Here is a 14,440-nt window from a genome sequence, read left to right on the forward strand (position 1 = left end):
CTGCCCGCCGCCCGCTGCCCGAGGCACGCGGCCGATGGTTATTGATTCTCTTCCAGCGACTCGACGCGAATGCGAGTGACGGAACCGGCGATGTCGGCCATGGCCTCGATCTTGCGGATCGCCTCGTTCATGTGCTTCTCGCGGGTGCGGTGGGTCATCAGGATGATCGGCACCAGCTCGCCCTCGGTCGCCTCCTTCTGGATCAGCGCCTCGATGGAGATGCCTTCCTCGGAGAGGATGGTGGCGACGCGAGCCAGCACGCCGGGACGATCGACCGCCAGCAGACGCAGGTAGTAGGCGGTGCTGATCTCTTCCATGGCCAGGATCGGCGGCTGGTCGGCGTTCTCGCCGATGCCGCTGAAGGCCAGGTAGGGCACGCGGTAGTGGTGGTCGGTGGCGATGTCGCGGGCCACGTCGAGCACGTCGGCGACCACCGCGGAGGCGGTCGGCTCGGCGCCGGCACCGGCGCCGTAGTAGAGGGTCGGGCCCACGGCGTCGCCCATCACGGCGATGGCGTTCTTGACACCGTGCACGTTGGCCAGCAGCCGCTCCTTGGGAATCAGCGTCGGATGCACGCGCAGCTCCAGGCCCTCGTCGGTGCGCTTGGAGATGCCCAGGTGCTTGATGATGTAGCCCAGGTTGTCGGCCTGCTCGACGTCCTCGGCGGTGACCCGGGAGATGCCCTCGGTGTAGGCCTTCTCGAACTGCAGCGGCACGCCGTAGGCGATGGAGGCCAGGATGGTCAGCTTGTGGGCGGCGTCGATGCCTTCCACGTCGAAGGTCGGGTCGGCCTCGGCGTAGCCCAGCGCCTGGGCCTCGGCCAGCACGTCCTCGAAGGCGCGGCCTTCGTCGCGCATGTGGGTGAGGATGAAGTTGCCGGTGCCGTTGATGATGCCGGCCAGCCACTCGATGCGGTTGGCGCCCAGACCCTCGCGCAGCGACTTGATCACCGGGATGCCGCCGGCCACCGCGGCCTCGAAGGCCACGATCACGCCCTTCTCGTGGGCGGCCTGAAAGATCTCGTTGCCGTGCACCGCGATCAGTGCCTTGTTGGCGGTGACCACGTGCTTGCCGTTCTCGATGGCGGTCAGCACCAGCTCGCGGGCCACGTCGTAGCCGCCGATCAGTTCGACGACGACGTCGATGTCGGGATTGGCCGCGACCTCGAAGATGTCATGGGTCGTGTTGATGCCGGTGACGTCACACTCGGGGTTGGGCGTGCGGAAGGCCACCTGCTCGATGACGATCGGACGCCCCGCCCGACGGGCGATCTCGTCGGCGTTGCGCGTCAGTACGTTGAAGGTCCCGCCTCCGACGGTGCCCAGGCCACAGATTCCCACTCTCACCGGTTTCAATGTCTTTCCCCTCGTTACTGCTTGGTGTCTCAGCGATGTTCGGCCCGAAGGCCCGCGCGCTCGATGGCGCGCCTATTCGTCGTTCAGGCCCAGCATGGTCGCCAGGCGTTCGGCCGGCACGTAGCCGGGCACCAGGCGCCCGTCGGGCAGCACGATGGCCGGGGTGCCCTGCACGCCCAGCTGCATGCCCAGATGATACTGTTCCTCGACCGGATTGTCGCAGCTTGCGTTGCCTTCGAGCGCCTCTTCGCGCTTGGCCGTCGACATCGCCTCGCTGGGATTGTCGGCGCACCAGACCTGCTGCAGCTCACGGGCCCCCGGCGAGCTCATCCCGCCGCGCGGAAAGGCCAGGTAGTCGACTTCGATACCCATCTCGTTGAGGCGCGGCACCTCCTCGTGCAGGCGGCGGCAGTAGGGGCAGGTGGTGTCGGTGAACACCGTGACCCGCGCCTTCGGCTCGTCGGTGCCGCGGAAGATCACCCGCTCCTCGTCAGGGATCGCCGCGACGCGGGCGGCCCGCTCGGCGTTGCGCGCCTGCTCGGAGAGGTTCACCAGCCCTCCCTCGGCGTTCTCGTAGAGGTCGCCGACCAGGAAGTAGCCGCCATCGGCATCGGTATAGAAGCGCTCGCCGGTTTCCAGTCGCACCGCGTAGAAACCCGCCAGCGGGGTCTCCTCGATATGCTCCACCGGCATCTGCTGGCCGTCGACCTCGAGACGTTCGGTCAGCTGCTCGATGGCCGGGTCCTGGGCCAGGGCGGGGAGTGACAGAGCGGCGAGCATACCGCCGGCGACAACACGGGAGATGGGTCTCATGATTCAGCCTCGGGGATGATGATCGGCGTGCAGGACCTCGAGCCGGGCCTGCGCGACATGGGTATAGATCTGCGTGGTCGACAGGTCGCTGTGACCGAGCAGCAGCTGTACGACACGCAGATTGGCCCCATGATTCAACAGATGGGTGGCGAAGGCGTGGCGCAGGGTGTGCGGCGACAGCGGGCGATCGATGCCGGCGACCAGGGCATGGGCCTTGATACGGTGCCAGAAGGCCTGGCGCGTCAGGCAGGCGTCACGCCGACCGGGAAACAGCGCCGGCCGAGACGGGTCGTCCATCAGCGCCGCACGCCCGGTACGCAGGTAGCGCGACAGCCAGTCCACCGCCTCTTCGCCGAGCGGCACCAGGCGCTCCTTGTCGCCCTTGCCGCGCACCCGCACCACGCCCTGGCGCAGGTTGACGGCGTCGGTGGTCAGCCCGACCAGCTCGCTGACGCGCAGCCCGGCGGCATAGAGCACCTCGAGCATGGTGCGATCGCGCAGCCCCAAGTCGCTGCCGAGGTCCGGCGCGGCCAGTAGCCGCTCCACCTCGTCCTCTTCCAGGGTGTCCGGTAGCGACGGCCGGGCCGGCGGCAGCTTCACCTCGGCGATCGGGTCGTGGTCGATGCGCCCCTCGGCCAGCGCCCAGCGGTAGAAGCGTCGCAGGCTCGACAGCAGCCGGGCATTGCTGCGCAGCTTGTAGCCGTCGTCACGCCGGGCGTCGAGCCAGGCCGGCAGGGCCTCGGCGCCGGGCGCCAGCAGCGTGGCGTTGCGCCCGTCTAGCCAGGCCGCCCAGGCGGTCAGGTCACGGCGATAGGCCGCCAGGGTGTTGTCGCTGGCGCCCTCTCCCAGCCACAGGTCATCGAGGCAGGCCTCGATCAGCGCCAGGGCCTCGTCAGCGATGGTCGTCATGGCGTTCCTCGCCCCCTGAACGACGAAACCCCGCCCCGCGACTGCGGTGACGGGGTTGCGATGTCACGCGGACTGACAAGCCGCGTCACCACTGGCCGGCGAGGCGTCGCCTCAGGCCAGCTTTTCCTTGATGCGGGCGGACTTGCCGCTGCGCTCGCGGAGGTAGTACAGCTTGGCCTGGCGAACGTCGCCGCGGCGCTTGACGCTGATGGAGTCGACCAGCGGGCTGTAGGTCTGGAAGGTCCGCTCGACGCCGACACCGTGGGAGATCTTGCGCACGGTGAAGGCGGAGTTCAGGCCGCGGTTACGCTTGCCGATGACGACGCCTTCGAAGGCCTGCAGACGCTCGCGGCTGCCTTCCTTGACCTTGACCTGGACGGTCACGGTGTCGCCCGGGGCGAATTCCGGCACTTCCTTGCTCATCTGCTCGGCTTCGAGCGCCTGGATCACCTTGTTCTTGCTGCTCATGACTTAACTCCTCGATAACATACATGATTCGCCGATCCGGCAGTGGATGGCCGACGAACCGTGATCCCGGCGCTCGAATGCCTCGACGCGCGGGAGTCCTGTTGGTGACGCAGGTCTCCGCCTCTCGTGGCGTGTCCTGCACCTCCGCCCGGCCTAGTCGCCTTCGGCCGGCACGTACTCCTCGATGAACTCCTTGAGCAGAGCCTGCTGCTCGGCGTCCAGCGTCCTGCCCTCGAGCAGGTCGGGTCGCCGGAGCCAGGTCCGCCCCAGGGACTGCTTGAGCCGCCAGCGCCGGATGGCGCCATGGTGGCCGCTGAGCAGGACATCCGGCACCCGCCGCCCGTCGATCACCTCGGGGCGCGTGTAGTGCGGACAGTCCAGCAGTCCGTCGTTGAAGGAGTCCTCGACCGCGGAATCCTGATGGCCCAGCACGCCAGGCACCAGCCTTGCCGCGGCATCGATCAGCACCATCGCCGGCAGCTCGCCGCCGCTCAGCACATAGTCGCCGATCGACCATTCTTCATCGATGTCGGCTTCAACGACCCGTTCATCGATGCCTTCGTAGCGTCCGGCCACTACCACCAGGGGTGGGCCTTCCGCCAGCTCCTGCGCGCCGCGCTGATCCAGCTGACGCCCCTGGGGCGAAAGATAGATCACCTTCGGGCGTTGCCCGGTGGCGTCCTCGGCCCGCTCGCGGGCATCGTGGATGGCCGAGCGCAGGGTGTCGACCTTCATCAGCATCCCCGGTCCGCCGCCGTAGGGGCGGTCGTCCACGGTGCGATGCCGGTCGGTGGCGTAGTCCCGGGGATTCCAGAACTCCAGGGCGATCTGCCCCTTGTCCACCGCTCTGCCCGTCACGCCCTGACGGGTCAGCGCCTCGAACATCTCGGGGAACAGCGATACCACACCGACCCACATGGAGGCGTCGCTGCGACTCAAAAGTCCGGATCCCAGTCGACGGTCATCACGCCGGCCTCGAGATCCACCTTCTGCACGACCTCGTCGGGCAGGAAGGGCAGCAGTCTTTCGCGATCGTCGATGGCGTCGCCGTCACGCCCCTTCACGACCATGACGTCGTTGGCGCCGGTCTCGAAGAGGTAGTCGACGCGGCCCAGCGTCACGCCGTCGCGGGTCACGACCCGCAGGCCTTCCAGCTGGTACCAGTAGAACTCGTCGTCGCCGTCGAGTTCGGGCAGCTCGGCCGTGGGCAGCAGCACTTCGGCGCCGGCCAGGGCCTCGGCCTGATCTCGACCGTCGACGCCTTCCAGGCGGGCCACCAGGCCCTTGCCCTGCGGGCGTCCCCGGACGAGACGATAGCGCACGAGTCGGCCCTGATGACGCAGCACCCACTCGTCGTACTCGAGGATGCCTTCCATCGGGCTGGTGTACGAATACACCTTCAGCCAGCCCTTCACACCGTAGGGGCTGGTCAACTTGCCCAGCACCACGTGCTCATTGGCCGGTGTCGGCTCGACGCCTGCGCTCATCGCGATCCTGCCTCAGACATTCGGGGCATCAGGCCGATCAGGCCTGCTTGCGGGCTTCCTTGACCAGCTCGGCGACGCGGCCGGACAGCTGGGCGCCCTGGTCCTGCCAGTGCTGAACGCGGTCGAGGTCGACGCGCAGACGCTCTTCCTGGCCGCGGGCGACCGGGTTGAAGAAGCCGAGACGCTCGATGAAACGGCCGTCACGGGCCTTGCGAGAATCGGTCACGGTGAGGTGGTAGAAGGGACGCTTCTTGGCGCCACCACGTGCCAGACGAATGGTAACCATGCGTTGACTGTCCTTCGGTTGAGTTACGGAGGTTGTCGGTCGGGGCCAGGCCCTCGACAGTCGGATCGACCGCACCCCGGAGGGTGCGCCGCCGGGTGTTCGGTCACGAGAAGGCCCGCGAAAAACGCGGACCTGCCAGTGAAGACGCCGCATTCTACGGAAATCTCCCCGGCTTGGAAACCTTTTTGGGCCGCGAGCCGGGCGCCTCAGCGCCGCGGCAGACCACCGCCCGGGCCGCCCATGCCGCCGGGACCGCCCATTCCACCCGGGCCACCCATGCCGCCGGGGCCTCCCGGGCCGCCGCCGCCCATCATGCCGGACATGCCGCGCATCATCTTCTGCATGCCGCCCTTCTTGCCGGCCTTCTTCATCATCTTTTGCATCTGCTTGTGCTGCTTGAGCAGGCGATTGAGGTCCGGCACCTGCAGGCCGGCACCGGCGGCGATGCGGCGCTTGCGCGAGCCGTTGATGATGTCGGGGTTGCGGCGCTCCTTGGGCGTCATCGAGTTGATCAGCGCCTCGAGCTTGCCCATCTCCTTCTCGGGACCCGGGCCCTGGGCCATCTCGGCCATCTGCCCCATGCCGGGCAGCTTGCCGAGCAGGCCGCCCATGCCGCCCATCTTCTTGAGCTGCTGGAGCTGGTCGCGGAAGTCCTCGAGATCGAAGCCGTCGCCCTTCTTGACCTTCTTGGCCAGCTGCTCGGCCTTGCCCTTGTCGACGGTGCGCTCGGCCTCCTCGATCAGCGACAACACATCACCCATGCCGAGGATGCGCGAGGCCACGCGGTCCGGATGGAAGGGTTCGAGGGCGTCGACCTTCTCGCCCACGCCCATGAACTTGATCGGCTTGCCGGTGACGTGACGCACCGACAGCGCCGCACCGCCACGGGCGTCGCCGTCGGCCTTGGTCAGGATGACACCGGTCAGCGGCAGCGCCTCGTGGAAGGCCTTGGCGGTGTTGGCGGCGTCCTGGCCGGTCATGGAGTCGACCACGAACAGCGTCTCGTCCGGCGACACGGCGTTCTCGAGGGCCTGGATCTCGGCCATCATCGCCTCGTCGATGGCCAGACGGCCGGCGGTGTCGACGAGCACCACGTCGTGGAACTGGATCTTGGCGTGCTTGATCGCCGCCTCGGCGATGGCCACCGGCTGCTGGTCGCTGCTCGACGGAAAGAAGTCGACCTCGACCTCCTTGGCCAGGGTCTCGAGCTGGTCGATGGCCGCCGGGCGGTAGACGTCCGCGGACACCACCAGCACCTTCTTCTTCTCACGCTCGCGCAGGTAGCGCGCCAGCTTGGCCACGGAGGTGGTCTTGCCCGCGCCCTGCAGGCCGGCCATCAGCACCACCGCCGGGCGACCCTTGAGGGTCAGCCCCTCGTTAGCCTCGCCCATGATCGCCTCGAGCTCCTGCTGGACGATCTTGACGAACTGCTGGCCCGGCGAGAGGCTCTTCGAGACCTCCTGGCCCACGGCACGCTCGCGCACCCGGTCGATGAACGCCTTGACCACCGGCAGGGCGACGTCGGCCTCGAGCAGCGCCCGCCGGACCTCGCGCAGGGTGTCCTTGACGTTGTCCTCGGTCAGGCGCGCCTGACCCTTGATCGATTTGAGCGTCTGGGACAGACGATCGCTGAGATTCTGAAACATGGGGCCTCTCCGCAAACGATGGCCTGGGAAGCCGCATCAGCCCCCGGCATGACGCGTCCGGGCGGGACTTTCCCATAATGGGACGAAATTATACGCCTTGTGGCCGCGAGTCTCCATGGCAGCGGCCCGGGCCCGGCTGGGCGGCGCGTGGAGGATTCGGTATAGTGGCACCTCCATTTCCTCTTGCTGGACGCTGGCGAAGGCGCACGGATAGCCATCGATGTACGCGCTCCCCCTGGCCCTGGTGGCCTTCATCTTCTACATCGCCGCCGCTTCCTGGCAGGGCCTGACCCTGTTTCGACGCGTGGCACCGCGGGACACCCTGGTCCGCGGCCTCGGAGCCGCCGGCCTGCTCTGCCACCTGCCGCTGGCCGTGGGCCTGCTCGACGCAGGCGATTCACTGCAGCCAGGCTTCTCGACCAGCGTGGTGCTGGCCGGCGCCCTCGCCGTTCTGGTGCTGCTGCTCGTCAGCCTGTTCAAGCCGGTGCTCAACGTCGCCACCGGGCTCTTCCCGCTGGCCGGCGCGGTACTGCTGCTGGCCATCGAGTGGCCGAGCCCCGAGAAGGGCAGCACCATGACGCCCGGCATCGCCCTTCACGCCCTGAGCGCGGCGCTGGCCTTCGCCCTGCTGGCCATCGCCGCCGTCCAGGCGGTGCTGCTCGGCGTGCAGAACCAGGCGCTGCGTCACCACCACATCCGCGGCGTGGTCCAGTCGCTGCCGCCGCTGACCACCATGGAACGGGTGCTGTTCGAGCTGCTCTGGGGCGGCATGATCCTGCTGACCCTGTCGATCGCCAGCGGCTTCGCCTTCGTCGACAACATGTTCGCCCAGCACCTCGTCCACAAGACGGTACTGTCGCTGGTCGCCTGGGTGATCTTCGCCGCCCTGCTGACCGGCCACCATCGCCTGGGCTGGCGCGGCATGCGCGCGGTGCGCTGGACCCTGGGCGGTTACCTGGTGCTGCTGCTGGCCTATTTCGGCAGCAAGTTCGTGCTCGAGATCCTGCTGGCGCGTCCTTGACACCACCGGTCCCCGTCCCTACAACTCAAGCCTTGATACGCGATTGAGGATCCTTCGACTTGAACGACGATTTCCCCCTGGGATTGCTGTTCGGCCTGCTGCTGCTGCTCATCTGCCTCTCTGCCTTCTTCTCGAGCTCCGAGACCGGCATGATGTCGATCAACCGCTATCGCCTGAGCCACCGGGCCAACGAAGGCGAGCGCCGGGCCCAGCGGGTGATGCGTCTGCTCGGCCGCCCCGATCGCCTGATCGGCGTGATCCTGATCGGCAACAACTTCGTCAACAACCTCGCGGCCTCGATCGCCACCATCATCGCGATCCACTTCTTCGGCGAGGTCTCCGGGCCCGCCGTCGCCACCAGCCTCCTGACCATTGCCATCCTGATCTTCGCCGAGGTCACGCCCAAGACCTACGCCGCGGTGAAGCCGGAGCGCATCGCCTACCCGGCCTCGCGGGTGCTGGAGCCGCTGCTCAAGCTGCTCTACCCGCTGGTGTGGCTGGTCAACGCCATCTCCAACGGCCTGCTGCGGCTGCTCGGGGTCAAGACCCTCGAGGGCGGCGGCGACAACCTGACCCGCGACGAGCTGCGCACCGTGGTCCATGAGGCCGGGCCGCTGATCCCGCGCCGCCACCAGGCGATGCTGGTATCGATCCTCGATCTCGAGAACGTCACGGTGAACGACATCATGGTGCCCCGCCACGAGGTGATGGGCATCGATCTGGACGACGACCTCGACGCCATCCTGACCCAGATCCGCACCAGCCAGCACACCCGCCTGCCGGTCTACAAGGGCGACATCAACAACATCATCGGCATGCTGCACCTTCGCAACGCGGCGCGCTTCCTGTCCCGTGGCGAGGTGACCAAGGCGGCCATCGTCCAGGAGGCGAGGGAGCCCTACTTCATCCCCGAGTCGACGCCGCTGCACACCCAGCTGCTCAACTTCCAGAAGCAGAAGCGGCGCATCGGCATCGTGGTGGACGAGTACGGCGACGTGGAAGGCCTGGTGACGCTGGAGGACATCCTCGAGGAGATCGTCGGCGAGTTCACCACCGACGTGGCCGGCCAGGACCAGGAGATTCACCCGCAGGACGACGGCAGCCACGTCATCGACGGCACCGCCAACATCCGCGACATCAACAAGTCGCTGGGCTGGCAGCTGCCCACCGACGGCCCCAAGACCCTCAACGGGCTGATCCTCGAGCACCTGGAATCCTTCCCCGACGGCCCGGCGTGCCTGCAGATCGGCGCGGTGCGCATGGAGATCCTCGAGGTGCGCGACAACCTGATCACCTCGGCGCGCTGCTGGCAGGCGGTACGCCTGCCAGCAGCGGCGAACGTCTGACTCAACGCCCGCGAGACGCGACCCAGCGATCGGCCTCGGCCTTGAGCGCCCGGACGCCCTCCTCGACCCGCTGGCGATCGGCCTCGGCCGGCGCCAGCGGGGTGCCGAAGTAAAGCGCCACCCGAGCCCGGAAGCGGCGCGGCGGCTTGGTCAACGCCCGACCGCCGTAGTGCGAGGTCCAGGAGCCCCACAGGCCGGCCAGCCCCGCCGGCACCACCGGCACCGGATCCCGGGCGAGGATCAGGTCCAGCCCACGCCGGAAGCGATGGATCTCGCCGTCGGTGGTCAAGCGCCCCTCGGGAAACACCATCACCACCTCGCCGGCGCGCAGCGCCCGGCTGACCTGATCCAGCGAACGGCGCAGCCCGCCCGGATCCCGGCGCTCGGAGTCCACCGGGATCGCCCCCACCAGCTTGAACAGCCAGTGCAGCCAGGGCGACTCGTAGATCGGCCGGTCCATCAGGAAACGCAGCGGGCGCGGGCTGGCGCCGCCCACCACCAGGGCGTCGACGAAGCTGACGTGGTTGCAGACCACCAGGGCGGGGCCGTGGGCAGGAATGTGGCGGCGGCCACGGAAGCGCAGCCGGTAGAGCAGGTGGATGATCAGGAACACCAGCCGGCGCAGCATGCGGCGCGGCGAGCGCAGGCACCAGCCCAGCGCGGCGGTCGCCGCCAGCGCCGGGAGCGCCCAGGTCGGCAGACCGGTCAAGAGATGTCGGACCCCGCCTTCAGGCCGGCCAGCAGGGTCGTCAGCAGCTGGTCGAGCAGCTCCTCGACCTCCAGCGGCTCGCTCTGCCAGTAGCCGAGGCGCTCGTTGAGCCCCAGCTGCACCAGGCCATGGACGCTACCCCACAGGGTACGCCCCAGCCGGCGTGCCTCGAGGTCGTCGAGGGTCGGCTGGTATTCCTTGAGGGTGTTCTCGACGCGCAGGAACAACGCCTCGATCATGTCGCTCTGACGCTGGTCGAGCTCGCCCTCCTGGGCCAGCGGATAATCGAACATCAGCTGCCAGCGGAACGGCTGGTGACGGGCGAACTCCCAGTAGGCCCGAGCCAGGGCCTTGAGGCGACCATCCGGTGCCGCCTCGTCGAGCAGCGGGTCGATGGCGGCGCGCAGGCTCGCCAGCGACTCGATGTTCACGTGCTGCAGCAGGTTGCCGAAGCTGCCGTACAGCTTGAGCAAGGTGCTGGGAGCGCAGCCGACGTCACGCGCCAGGGAACGCAGCGACAGCGTATGCACCGGCCGCTCCTGCAGCCAGGCATCGCAGGCGGCCATCACCTGGGCATGAAGCGCCTCGGGGGCGTGCTGTCTGGGACGAGCCATCGACATCCTCGCGGGCCGGGACGGCGCGGCACCACCATGGGCGGCGCCGGCCACGATCTGAAATGAAAACACTGTTTCCGCTAGCATATCGCGCCTGAAGCGCAACGCAAGTCCACCACGCCACGACGCTTTCCAGGCCGAGACGTCTTGGTTACCCTGACGCACCCAGCCCGCGGAGGTTCCATGGCCGGCCGTCTTTATATTCCGCCTCTCGACCTCGCCCGCCTGATGCCCGACCTGGGCATGGACGAGACGCCGATCACCGGCGTCAATCTGGCCCCGCGCCGCCCGCTGTCGATGATCCGTCTCGAGGCCGGCCGCCCCCGGCTGGGCCAGGCCTTCTGGGGGCTCACCCCGCCCTGGCTGGACGTATTGGACCACGCGCCGCACTGCGCCCGGGCCGAGTCGATTGCCTCGCGCCCCATGTTCCGCGAGGCCTTCGCCGCCCGGCGCTGCCTGGTGCCGGCGGCCGGCGTCTATGTCTGGAAGCCCCAGCCCCGGGCCAAGCAGCCCTTCCTGGTGACCCGGGCCGACCGCGGCCCGTTGCTGCTGGCCGGGCTGTGGTGCCGCTTCCACACCGATCTCACCGCCTTCCATGACTCCCTGGCGCTGATCACGGTGCCGGCCAACGACCTGCTGTCGCCGCTCACCGACCGCCTGCCGGCGGTGATCCCCCCCGCCAAGGCCGGGCAGTGGCTCGATCCGGCCACCCCGCCGGCGACGCTTCACGCGCTGCTGGCACCGGCGCCCGGGGAACTGTTGGGCGCCTTTCCGGTATCAAGACGTGTGAACGATCCCGGCTGCCAGGAGGCCGCCTGCGCCCATCCCGTCGGCCCCATGCTGCGCCGTCCATCGAAGGAGTGAAGATGACCCGACACCGCCGCCCTCACCGGGTACTGTCCCTCGCCCTGGCCGCGGCCCTGCTGCCGACGCTCGTCGCCGTCCCGGCCGCCGCCGATACCCAGGCGACGATCGACGTGCCGATCGCCAGCCCCTCGGATGACCGCGACTACCGGGCGCTGACCCTGGACAACGGCCTCACCGTGCTGCTGGTCAGCGACCCCGAGGCGGACAAGGCCGCCGCCTCGTTGAACGTGGACGTGGGCAGCGCCCAGGACCCGGACGACCTGGCCGGCCTGGCCCACTACCTGGAGCACATGCTGTTCCTGGGCACCGAGGCCTATCCCGAGGCCGACGCCTACCAAAGCTATCTGTCGCGCCACGGCGGCCAGCACAATGCCTACACCGCTTCCCAGGACACCAACTACTTCTTCTCGGTGGACCCCGAGGCCCTGGACGGCACCCTGGATCGCTTCAGCCACTTCTTCGTCGACCCGCTGTTCAACGCCGATCGACTGGCCAGCGAGCGCCAGGTGGTGCACTCCGAGTATCAGGCCCGCAAGCGCAACGCCGGCCGCCGCCACGCCTCGGTGCTCGAGGAGATGCTCAATCCCGAGCACCCCACGACGCGCTTCTCCGTGGGCAGCAACGAGACGCTGGCCGATCGACCGGAGGGCGAGCTCCCGCTGCGCCAGCGGGTGATCGACTTCTACGAGCGCCACTACGGGGCCAACGTCATGCACCTGGCGGTGGTCGCGCCCCAGCCCTTGGACGAGATGGAGGCCCTGGTGCGGGAGGACTTCGCCGACGTTCCCGACCGCGGCCTGTCGCGCCCCGAGATCGCCGCCCCGCTGGCGACACCGGCGCAGACGCCCGCCGCCGCCGAGCTGCACGCACTTCGCGACGACCGCCGTCTGACCTTCTACTTCCCGGTCCCCGATCCCGAGGCGGCCTATCGCCTGAAGCCGGCCAGCTATCTGGCCAACCTGCTGGGCCACGAGGGCGAAGGCAGCCTGCTCGACGCCCTGCGCGAGGCCGGCTGGGCCGACGGGCTTTCCGCCGGCACCACCCGCGGCGACGGTCGCCACGCCCTGTTCAGCGTCGACATCAGCCTGACGCCGGAGGGCGCGAAGCACCGCGAACGCATCCAGGCCAGCCTGTTCGCCGCCATCGGCGCGATCCGCAACCACGGCGTCGAGGCCTGGCGCTATGAGGAGCAGGCCCGACTCGCCGAGCAGGACTTCCGCTTCCAGGAGCACGGCAGCGCCCTGAGCACCGCCATGCGCCTGGCCACCGGCCTCTCCCGCTATCCGCTCAAGGACGTCATCTACGCCCCCTATCGCATGGACGGCTTCGACGCCGAGCGCATCAACGACTGGCTGGACGCGCTGCGCCCCGCCAACATGCTGCGCCTGTACAGCGGCCCTGAGGTCGAGGGCGACGCGCAGACGCCCTGGTTCGACGTCGGCTGGTCGCCGGCCGACCCCGGCGTCGGCGAGGCCGAGCCCCTGGCCGGCCTCGCCCTGCCCGAGCCCAACCCCTACGTGGCCGAGGACTTCACCCTGCTGGAGGGCAAGGACGAGGCGCCGGTGCAGCGCATCGACACGCCCGAGTTCGCCTTCTGGCAGATGCGCGATGACAGCTTCGGCACGCCGCGGGTCGAATGGCGTTTCAGCCTGCAGTATCCCGATGCCAGCCGGAACGCCCGGGACGCCGCCCTGTCGCGCCTGCTCGCCGGCTGGCTCGGCGACAGCCTCAACGAGGCGCTCTACCCCGCCCGCCTGGCCGGTCACGGCTTCGAGGCCTATGCCCACGCCCGCGGCATCACCCTGTCGTTCTCCGGCTGGCGGGACGGCCAGCAGGCGCTGATCGCGCGGGTGCTCGATCAGCTGCGGCACAGCACGATCGAGGCCGCCGACGTCGCCCGGGTCCGCCATCAGCTGCGCCAGCGGTGGCGCAACGCGCCCCAGGACGACCTCTATCGCCAGGCCGGCCGTACCCTGACCGAGGCGCTGATCCGCCCGCAGTGGTCGCCGGAGGCGCTGCTCGACGCCAGCGACGCGCTGGACGCCGAGGCGCTTCGCGACTTCCGCGACGACTTCCTGGCGAACCTGCACCTGGAGGCCATGGCGGTGGGCAACCAGCACACCGAGGCCGCGACCCGCCAGGCCAGAGCGGTGGCCGAGGCGCTGTCGCCGCGGCTGGAAACCTCGGCGATCCCCGAGCTGACGCCGCTGCGCGTCGGCGAGGGCCTGCCGGCGCTGACCCCGGACACCGCCCGCGATGAATACCTGGTGATGCGCTACCTCCAGGGGCCGGACCGCTCGCTGGACAGCCAGTCCCGGCTGGCGGTGCTCGGCCGCCTGCTGGAGACGCCCTTTTATCAGCAGCTGCGCACCGAACAGCAACTCGGCTACATCGTCAACGCCGGCTACCGGCCGCTGCTCGACGCCCCGGGCCTCGGCTTCCTCGTGCAATCGCCCGGCACCGACAGCGCCACCATCCAGCAGCGCATCGACGCCTTCCTGACCGGCTTCGGCGATCGGCTGGGCGAACTCGACGACGAGGCCCTGACGCCCTATCGCCAGGCAGTCCACGACGACCTGCTGACCCGCGATCCCAGCCTCTCGGCCCGCACCAACCGGCTGTGGCAGGCACTGGCGATCAGCGGCGGCGACTTCGAACGTCGTCGGCGCCTGGCCGAGCGCGCCCTGACGGTGACGCCCGAGGCGCTGCGCGAGCTGTGGCCGAACCTGATCGACGGCGCCGCGGTGCAGATCACTCACGACCCGGGCGACGCCGCCAGTGACGTCATGGCGCTCAAGGCCGACCTGCCGCCGCTGCCCGACGGCGACGACTGAGGCATCGCCTTCCCCGACACGACGACGCCCGGCCGATTGGCCGGGCGTCGTCGTTCAGGGGCAGAGGGTCAGGGGCAGCGAAAAA

14 protein-coding genes are annotated in these 14,440 nt (G+C 69.0%); 4 read left to right on the top strand and 10 right to left on the bottom strand.

Annotation, left to right across the window (positions count from 1 at the left end; translation table 11 throughout):
• Nucleotides 1-38 precede the first annotated feature (38 nt).
• The 8 genes from QWG60_RS14715 to ffh all read right to left on the bottom strand — a co-directional run bounded on the left by QWG60_RS14715 (nt 39) and on the right by ffh (nt 6,964).
• Nucleotides 39-1,355, bottom strand: a complete 1,317-nt coding sequence (locus tag QWG60_RS14715) for a homoserine dehydrogenase (RefSeq protein WP_146909230.1) — start codon at nt 1,353-1,355, stop codon at nt 39-41.
• 72 nt (nt 1,356-1,427) lie between these two features.
• Entirely contained in the window at nt 1,428-2,168 is a 741-nt protein-coding gene (locus QWG60_RS14720; RefSeq protein WP_246124683.1) for a DsbC family protein, read from the bottom strand.
• A 3-nt stretch (nt 2,169-2,171) separates the two neighbouring features.
• Complete coding sequence (xerD, locus tag QWG60_RS14725) at nt 2,172-3,077, bottom strand: site-specific tyrosine recombinase XerD (protein WP_246124684.1); 906 nt, start codon at nt 3,075-3,077, stop codon at nt 2,172-2,174.
• 111 nt (nt 3,078-3,188) lie between these two features.
• A complete protein-coding gene (rplS, locus tag QWG60_RS14730) occupies nt 3,189-3,545 on the bottom strand; it encodes a 50S ribosomal protein L19 (RefSeq protein WP_035592776.1) in 357 nt (118 codons plus the stop codon).
• A gap of 153 nt (nt 3,546-3,698) precedes the next feature.
• Nucleotides 3,699-4,463: a tRNA (guanosine(37)-N1)-methyltransferase TrmD gene (gene trmD, locus QWG60_RS14735; RefSeq protein ID WP_035592778.1), complete on the bottom strand. Its 765-nt coding sequence runs from the start codon at nt 4,461-4,463 to the stop codon at nt 3,699-3,701.
• A 17-nt stretch (nt 4,464-4,480) separates the two neighbouring features.
• The gene (gene rimM / locus QWG60_RS14740) at nt 4,481-5,032 is read right to left on the bottom strand and encodes a ribosome maturation factor RimM (protein WP_146909233.1); all 552 of its coding nucleotides are present in this window, start codon (nt 5,030-5,032) and stop codon (nt 4,481-4,483) included.
• Between the two features lie 37 nt (nt 5,033-5,069).
• Complete coding sequence (gene rpsP / locus QWG60_RS14745) at nt 5,070-5,318, bottom strand: 30S ribosomal protein S16 (RefSeq protein ID WP_035592782.1); 249 nt, start codon at nt 5,316-5,318, stop codon at nt 5,070-5,072.
• A 206-nt stretch (nt 5,319-5,524) separates the two neighbouring features.
• Nucleotides 5,525-6,964 carry a signal recognition particle protein gene (ffh, locus tag QWG60_RS14750; protein ID WP_046078404.1) on the bottom strand — a complete coding sequence of 480 codons (1,440 nt, stop codon included), beginning with the start codon at nt 6,962-6,964 and terminating at the stop codon, nt 5,525-5,527.
• Between the two features lie 220 nt (nt 6,965-7,184).
• On the opposite strand from ffh, the gene QWG60_RS14755 reads away from it, so the two are divergent.
• Nucleotides 7,185-7,985, top strand: coding sequence for a cytochrome C assembly family protein (locus QWG60_RS14755; RefSeq protein WP_035592785.1), 801 nt, complete (start codon nt 7,185-7,187; stop codon nt 7,983-7,985).
• Nucleotides 7,986-8,044: 59 nt separating this feature from the next.
• Nucleotides 8,045-9,331 carry an HlyC/CorC family transporter gene (locus tag QWG60_RS14760; RefSeq protein WP_035592787.1) on the top strand — a complete coding sequence of 429 codons (1,287 nt, stop codon included), beginning with the start codon at nt 8,045-8,047 and terminating at the stop codon, nt 9,329-9,331.
• Between the two features lies 1 nt (nt 9,332).
• Here the strand turns inward: QWG60_RS14760 and QWG60_RS14765 are convergent, their stop codons facing one another.
• A complete protein-coding gene (locus QWG60_RS14765) occupies nt 9,333-9,959 on the bottom strand; it encodes a 1-acyl-sn-glycerol-3-phosphate acyltransferase (RefSeq protein WP_035592814.1) in 627 nt (208 codons plus the stop codon).
• 77 nt (nt 9,960-10,036) lie between these two features.
• Nucleotides 10,037-10,654, bottom strand: coding sequence for a TetR/AcrR family transcriptional regulator (locus QWG60_RS14770; protein WP_035592789.1), 618 nt, complete (start codon nt 10,652-10,654; stop codon nt 10,037-10,039).
• Between the two features lie 183 nt (nt 10,655-10,837).
• On the opposite strand from QWG60_RS14770, the gene QWG60_RS14775 reads away from it, so the two are divergent.
• A complete protein-coding gene (locus QWG60_RS14775) occupies nt 10,838-11,518 on the top strand; it encodes an SOS response-associated peptidase (RefSeq protein ID WP_046078405.1) in 681 nt (226 codons plus the stop codon).
• Between the two features lie 2 nt (nt 11,519-11,520).
• Nucleotides 11,521-14,355 carry an insulinase family protein gene (locus QWG60_RS14780; protein WP_146909235.1) on the top strand — a complete coding sequence of 945 codons (2,835 nt, stop codon included), beginning with the start codon at nt 11,521-11,523 and terminating at the stop codon, nt 14,353-14,355.
• Nucleotides 14,356-14,440 lie beyond the last annotated feature (85 nt).

The sequence above is a fragment of the Halomonas halophila genome (genome assembly GCF_030406665.1).
GTDB lineage: Bacteria > Pseudomonadota > Gammaproteobacteria > Pseudomonadales > Halomonadaceae > Halomonas > Halomonas halophila.

Bases quoted from the DNA above. Each gene is read 5' to 3' on its own strand.
- QWG60_RS14720 (WP_246124683.1), bottom strand. From the start codon at position 2,168: ATGAGACCCATCTCCCGTGTTGTCGCCGGCGGTATGCTCGCCGCTCTG.
- xerD (WP_246124684.1), bottom strand. From the start codon at position 3,077: ATGACGACCATCGCTGACGAGGCCCTGGCGCTGATCGAGGCCTGCCTC.
- rplS (WP_035592776.1), bottom strand. From the start codon at position 3,545: ATGAGCAGCAAGAACAAGGTGATCCAGGCGCTCGAAGCCGAGCAGATG.
- trmD (WP_035592778.1), bottom strand. From the start codon at position 4,463: ATGTGGGTCGGTGTGGTATCGCTGTTCCCCGAGATGTTCGAGGCGCTG.
- rimM (WP_146909233.1), bottom strand. From the start codon at position 5,032: ATGAGCGCAGGCGTCGAGCCGACACCGGCCAATGAGCACGTGGTGCTG.
- rpsP (WP_035592782.1), bottom strand. From the start codon at position 5,318: ATGGTTACCATTCGTCTGGCACGTGGTGGCGCCAAGAAGCGTCCCTTC.
- ffh (WP_046078404.1), bottom strand. From the start codon at position 6,964: ATGTTTCAGAATCTCAGCGATCGTCTGTCCCAGACGCTCAAATCGATC.
- QWG60_RS14755 (WP_035592785.1), top strand. From the start codon at position 7,185: ATGTACGCGCTCCCCCTGGCCCTGGTGGCCTTCATCTTCTACATCGCC.
- QWG60_RS14765 (WP_035592814.1), bottom strand. From the start codon at position 9,959: ATGCTGCGCCGGCTGGTGTTCCTGATCATCCACCTGCTCTACCGGCTG.
- QWG60_RS14770 (WP_035592789.1), bottom strand. From the start codon at position 10,654: ATGGCTCGTCCCAGACAGCACGCCCCCGAGGCGCTTCATGCCCAGGTG.
- QWG60_RS14775 (WP_046078405.1), top strand. From the start codon at position 10,838: ATGGCCGGCCGTCTTTATATTCCGCCTCTCGACCTCGCCCGCCTGATG.
- QWG60_RS14780 (WP_146909235.1), top strand. From the start codon at position 11,521: ATGACCCGACACCGCCGCCCTCACCGGGTACTGTCCCTCGCCCTGGCC.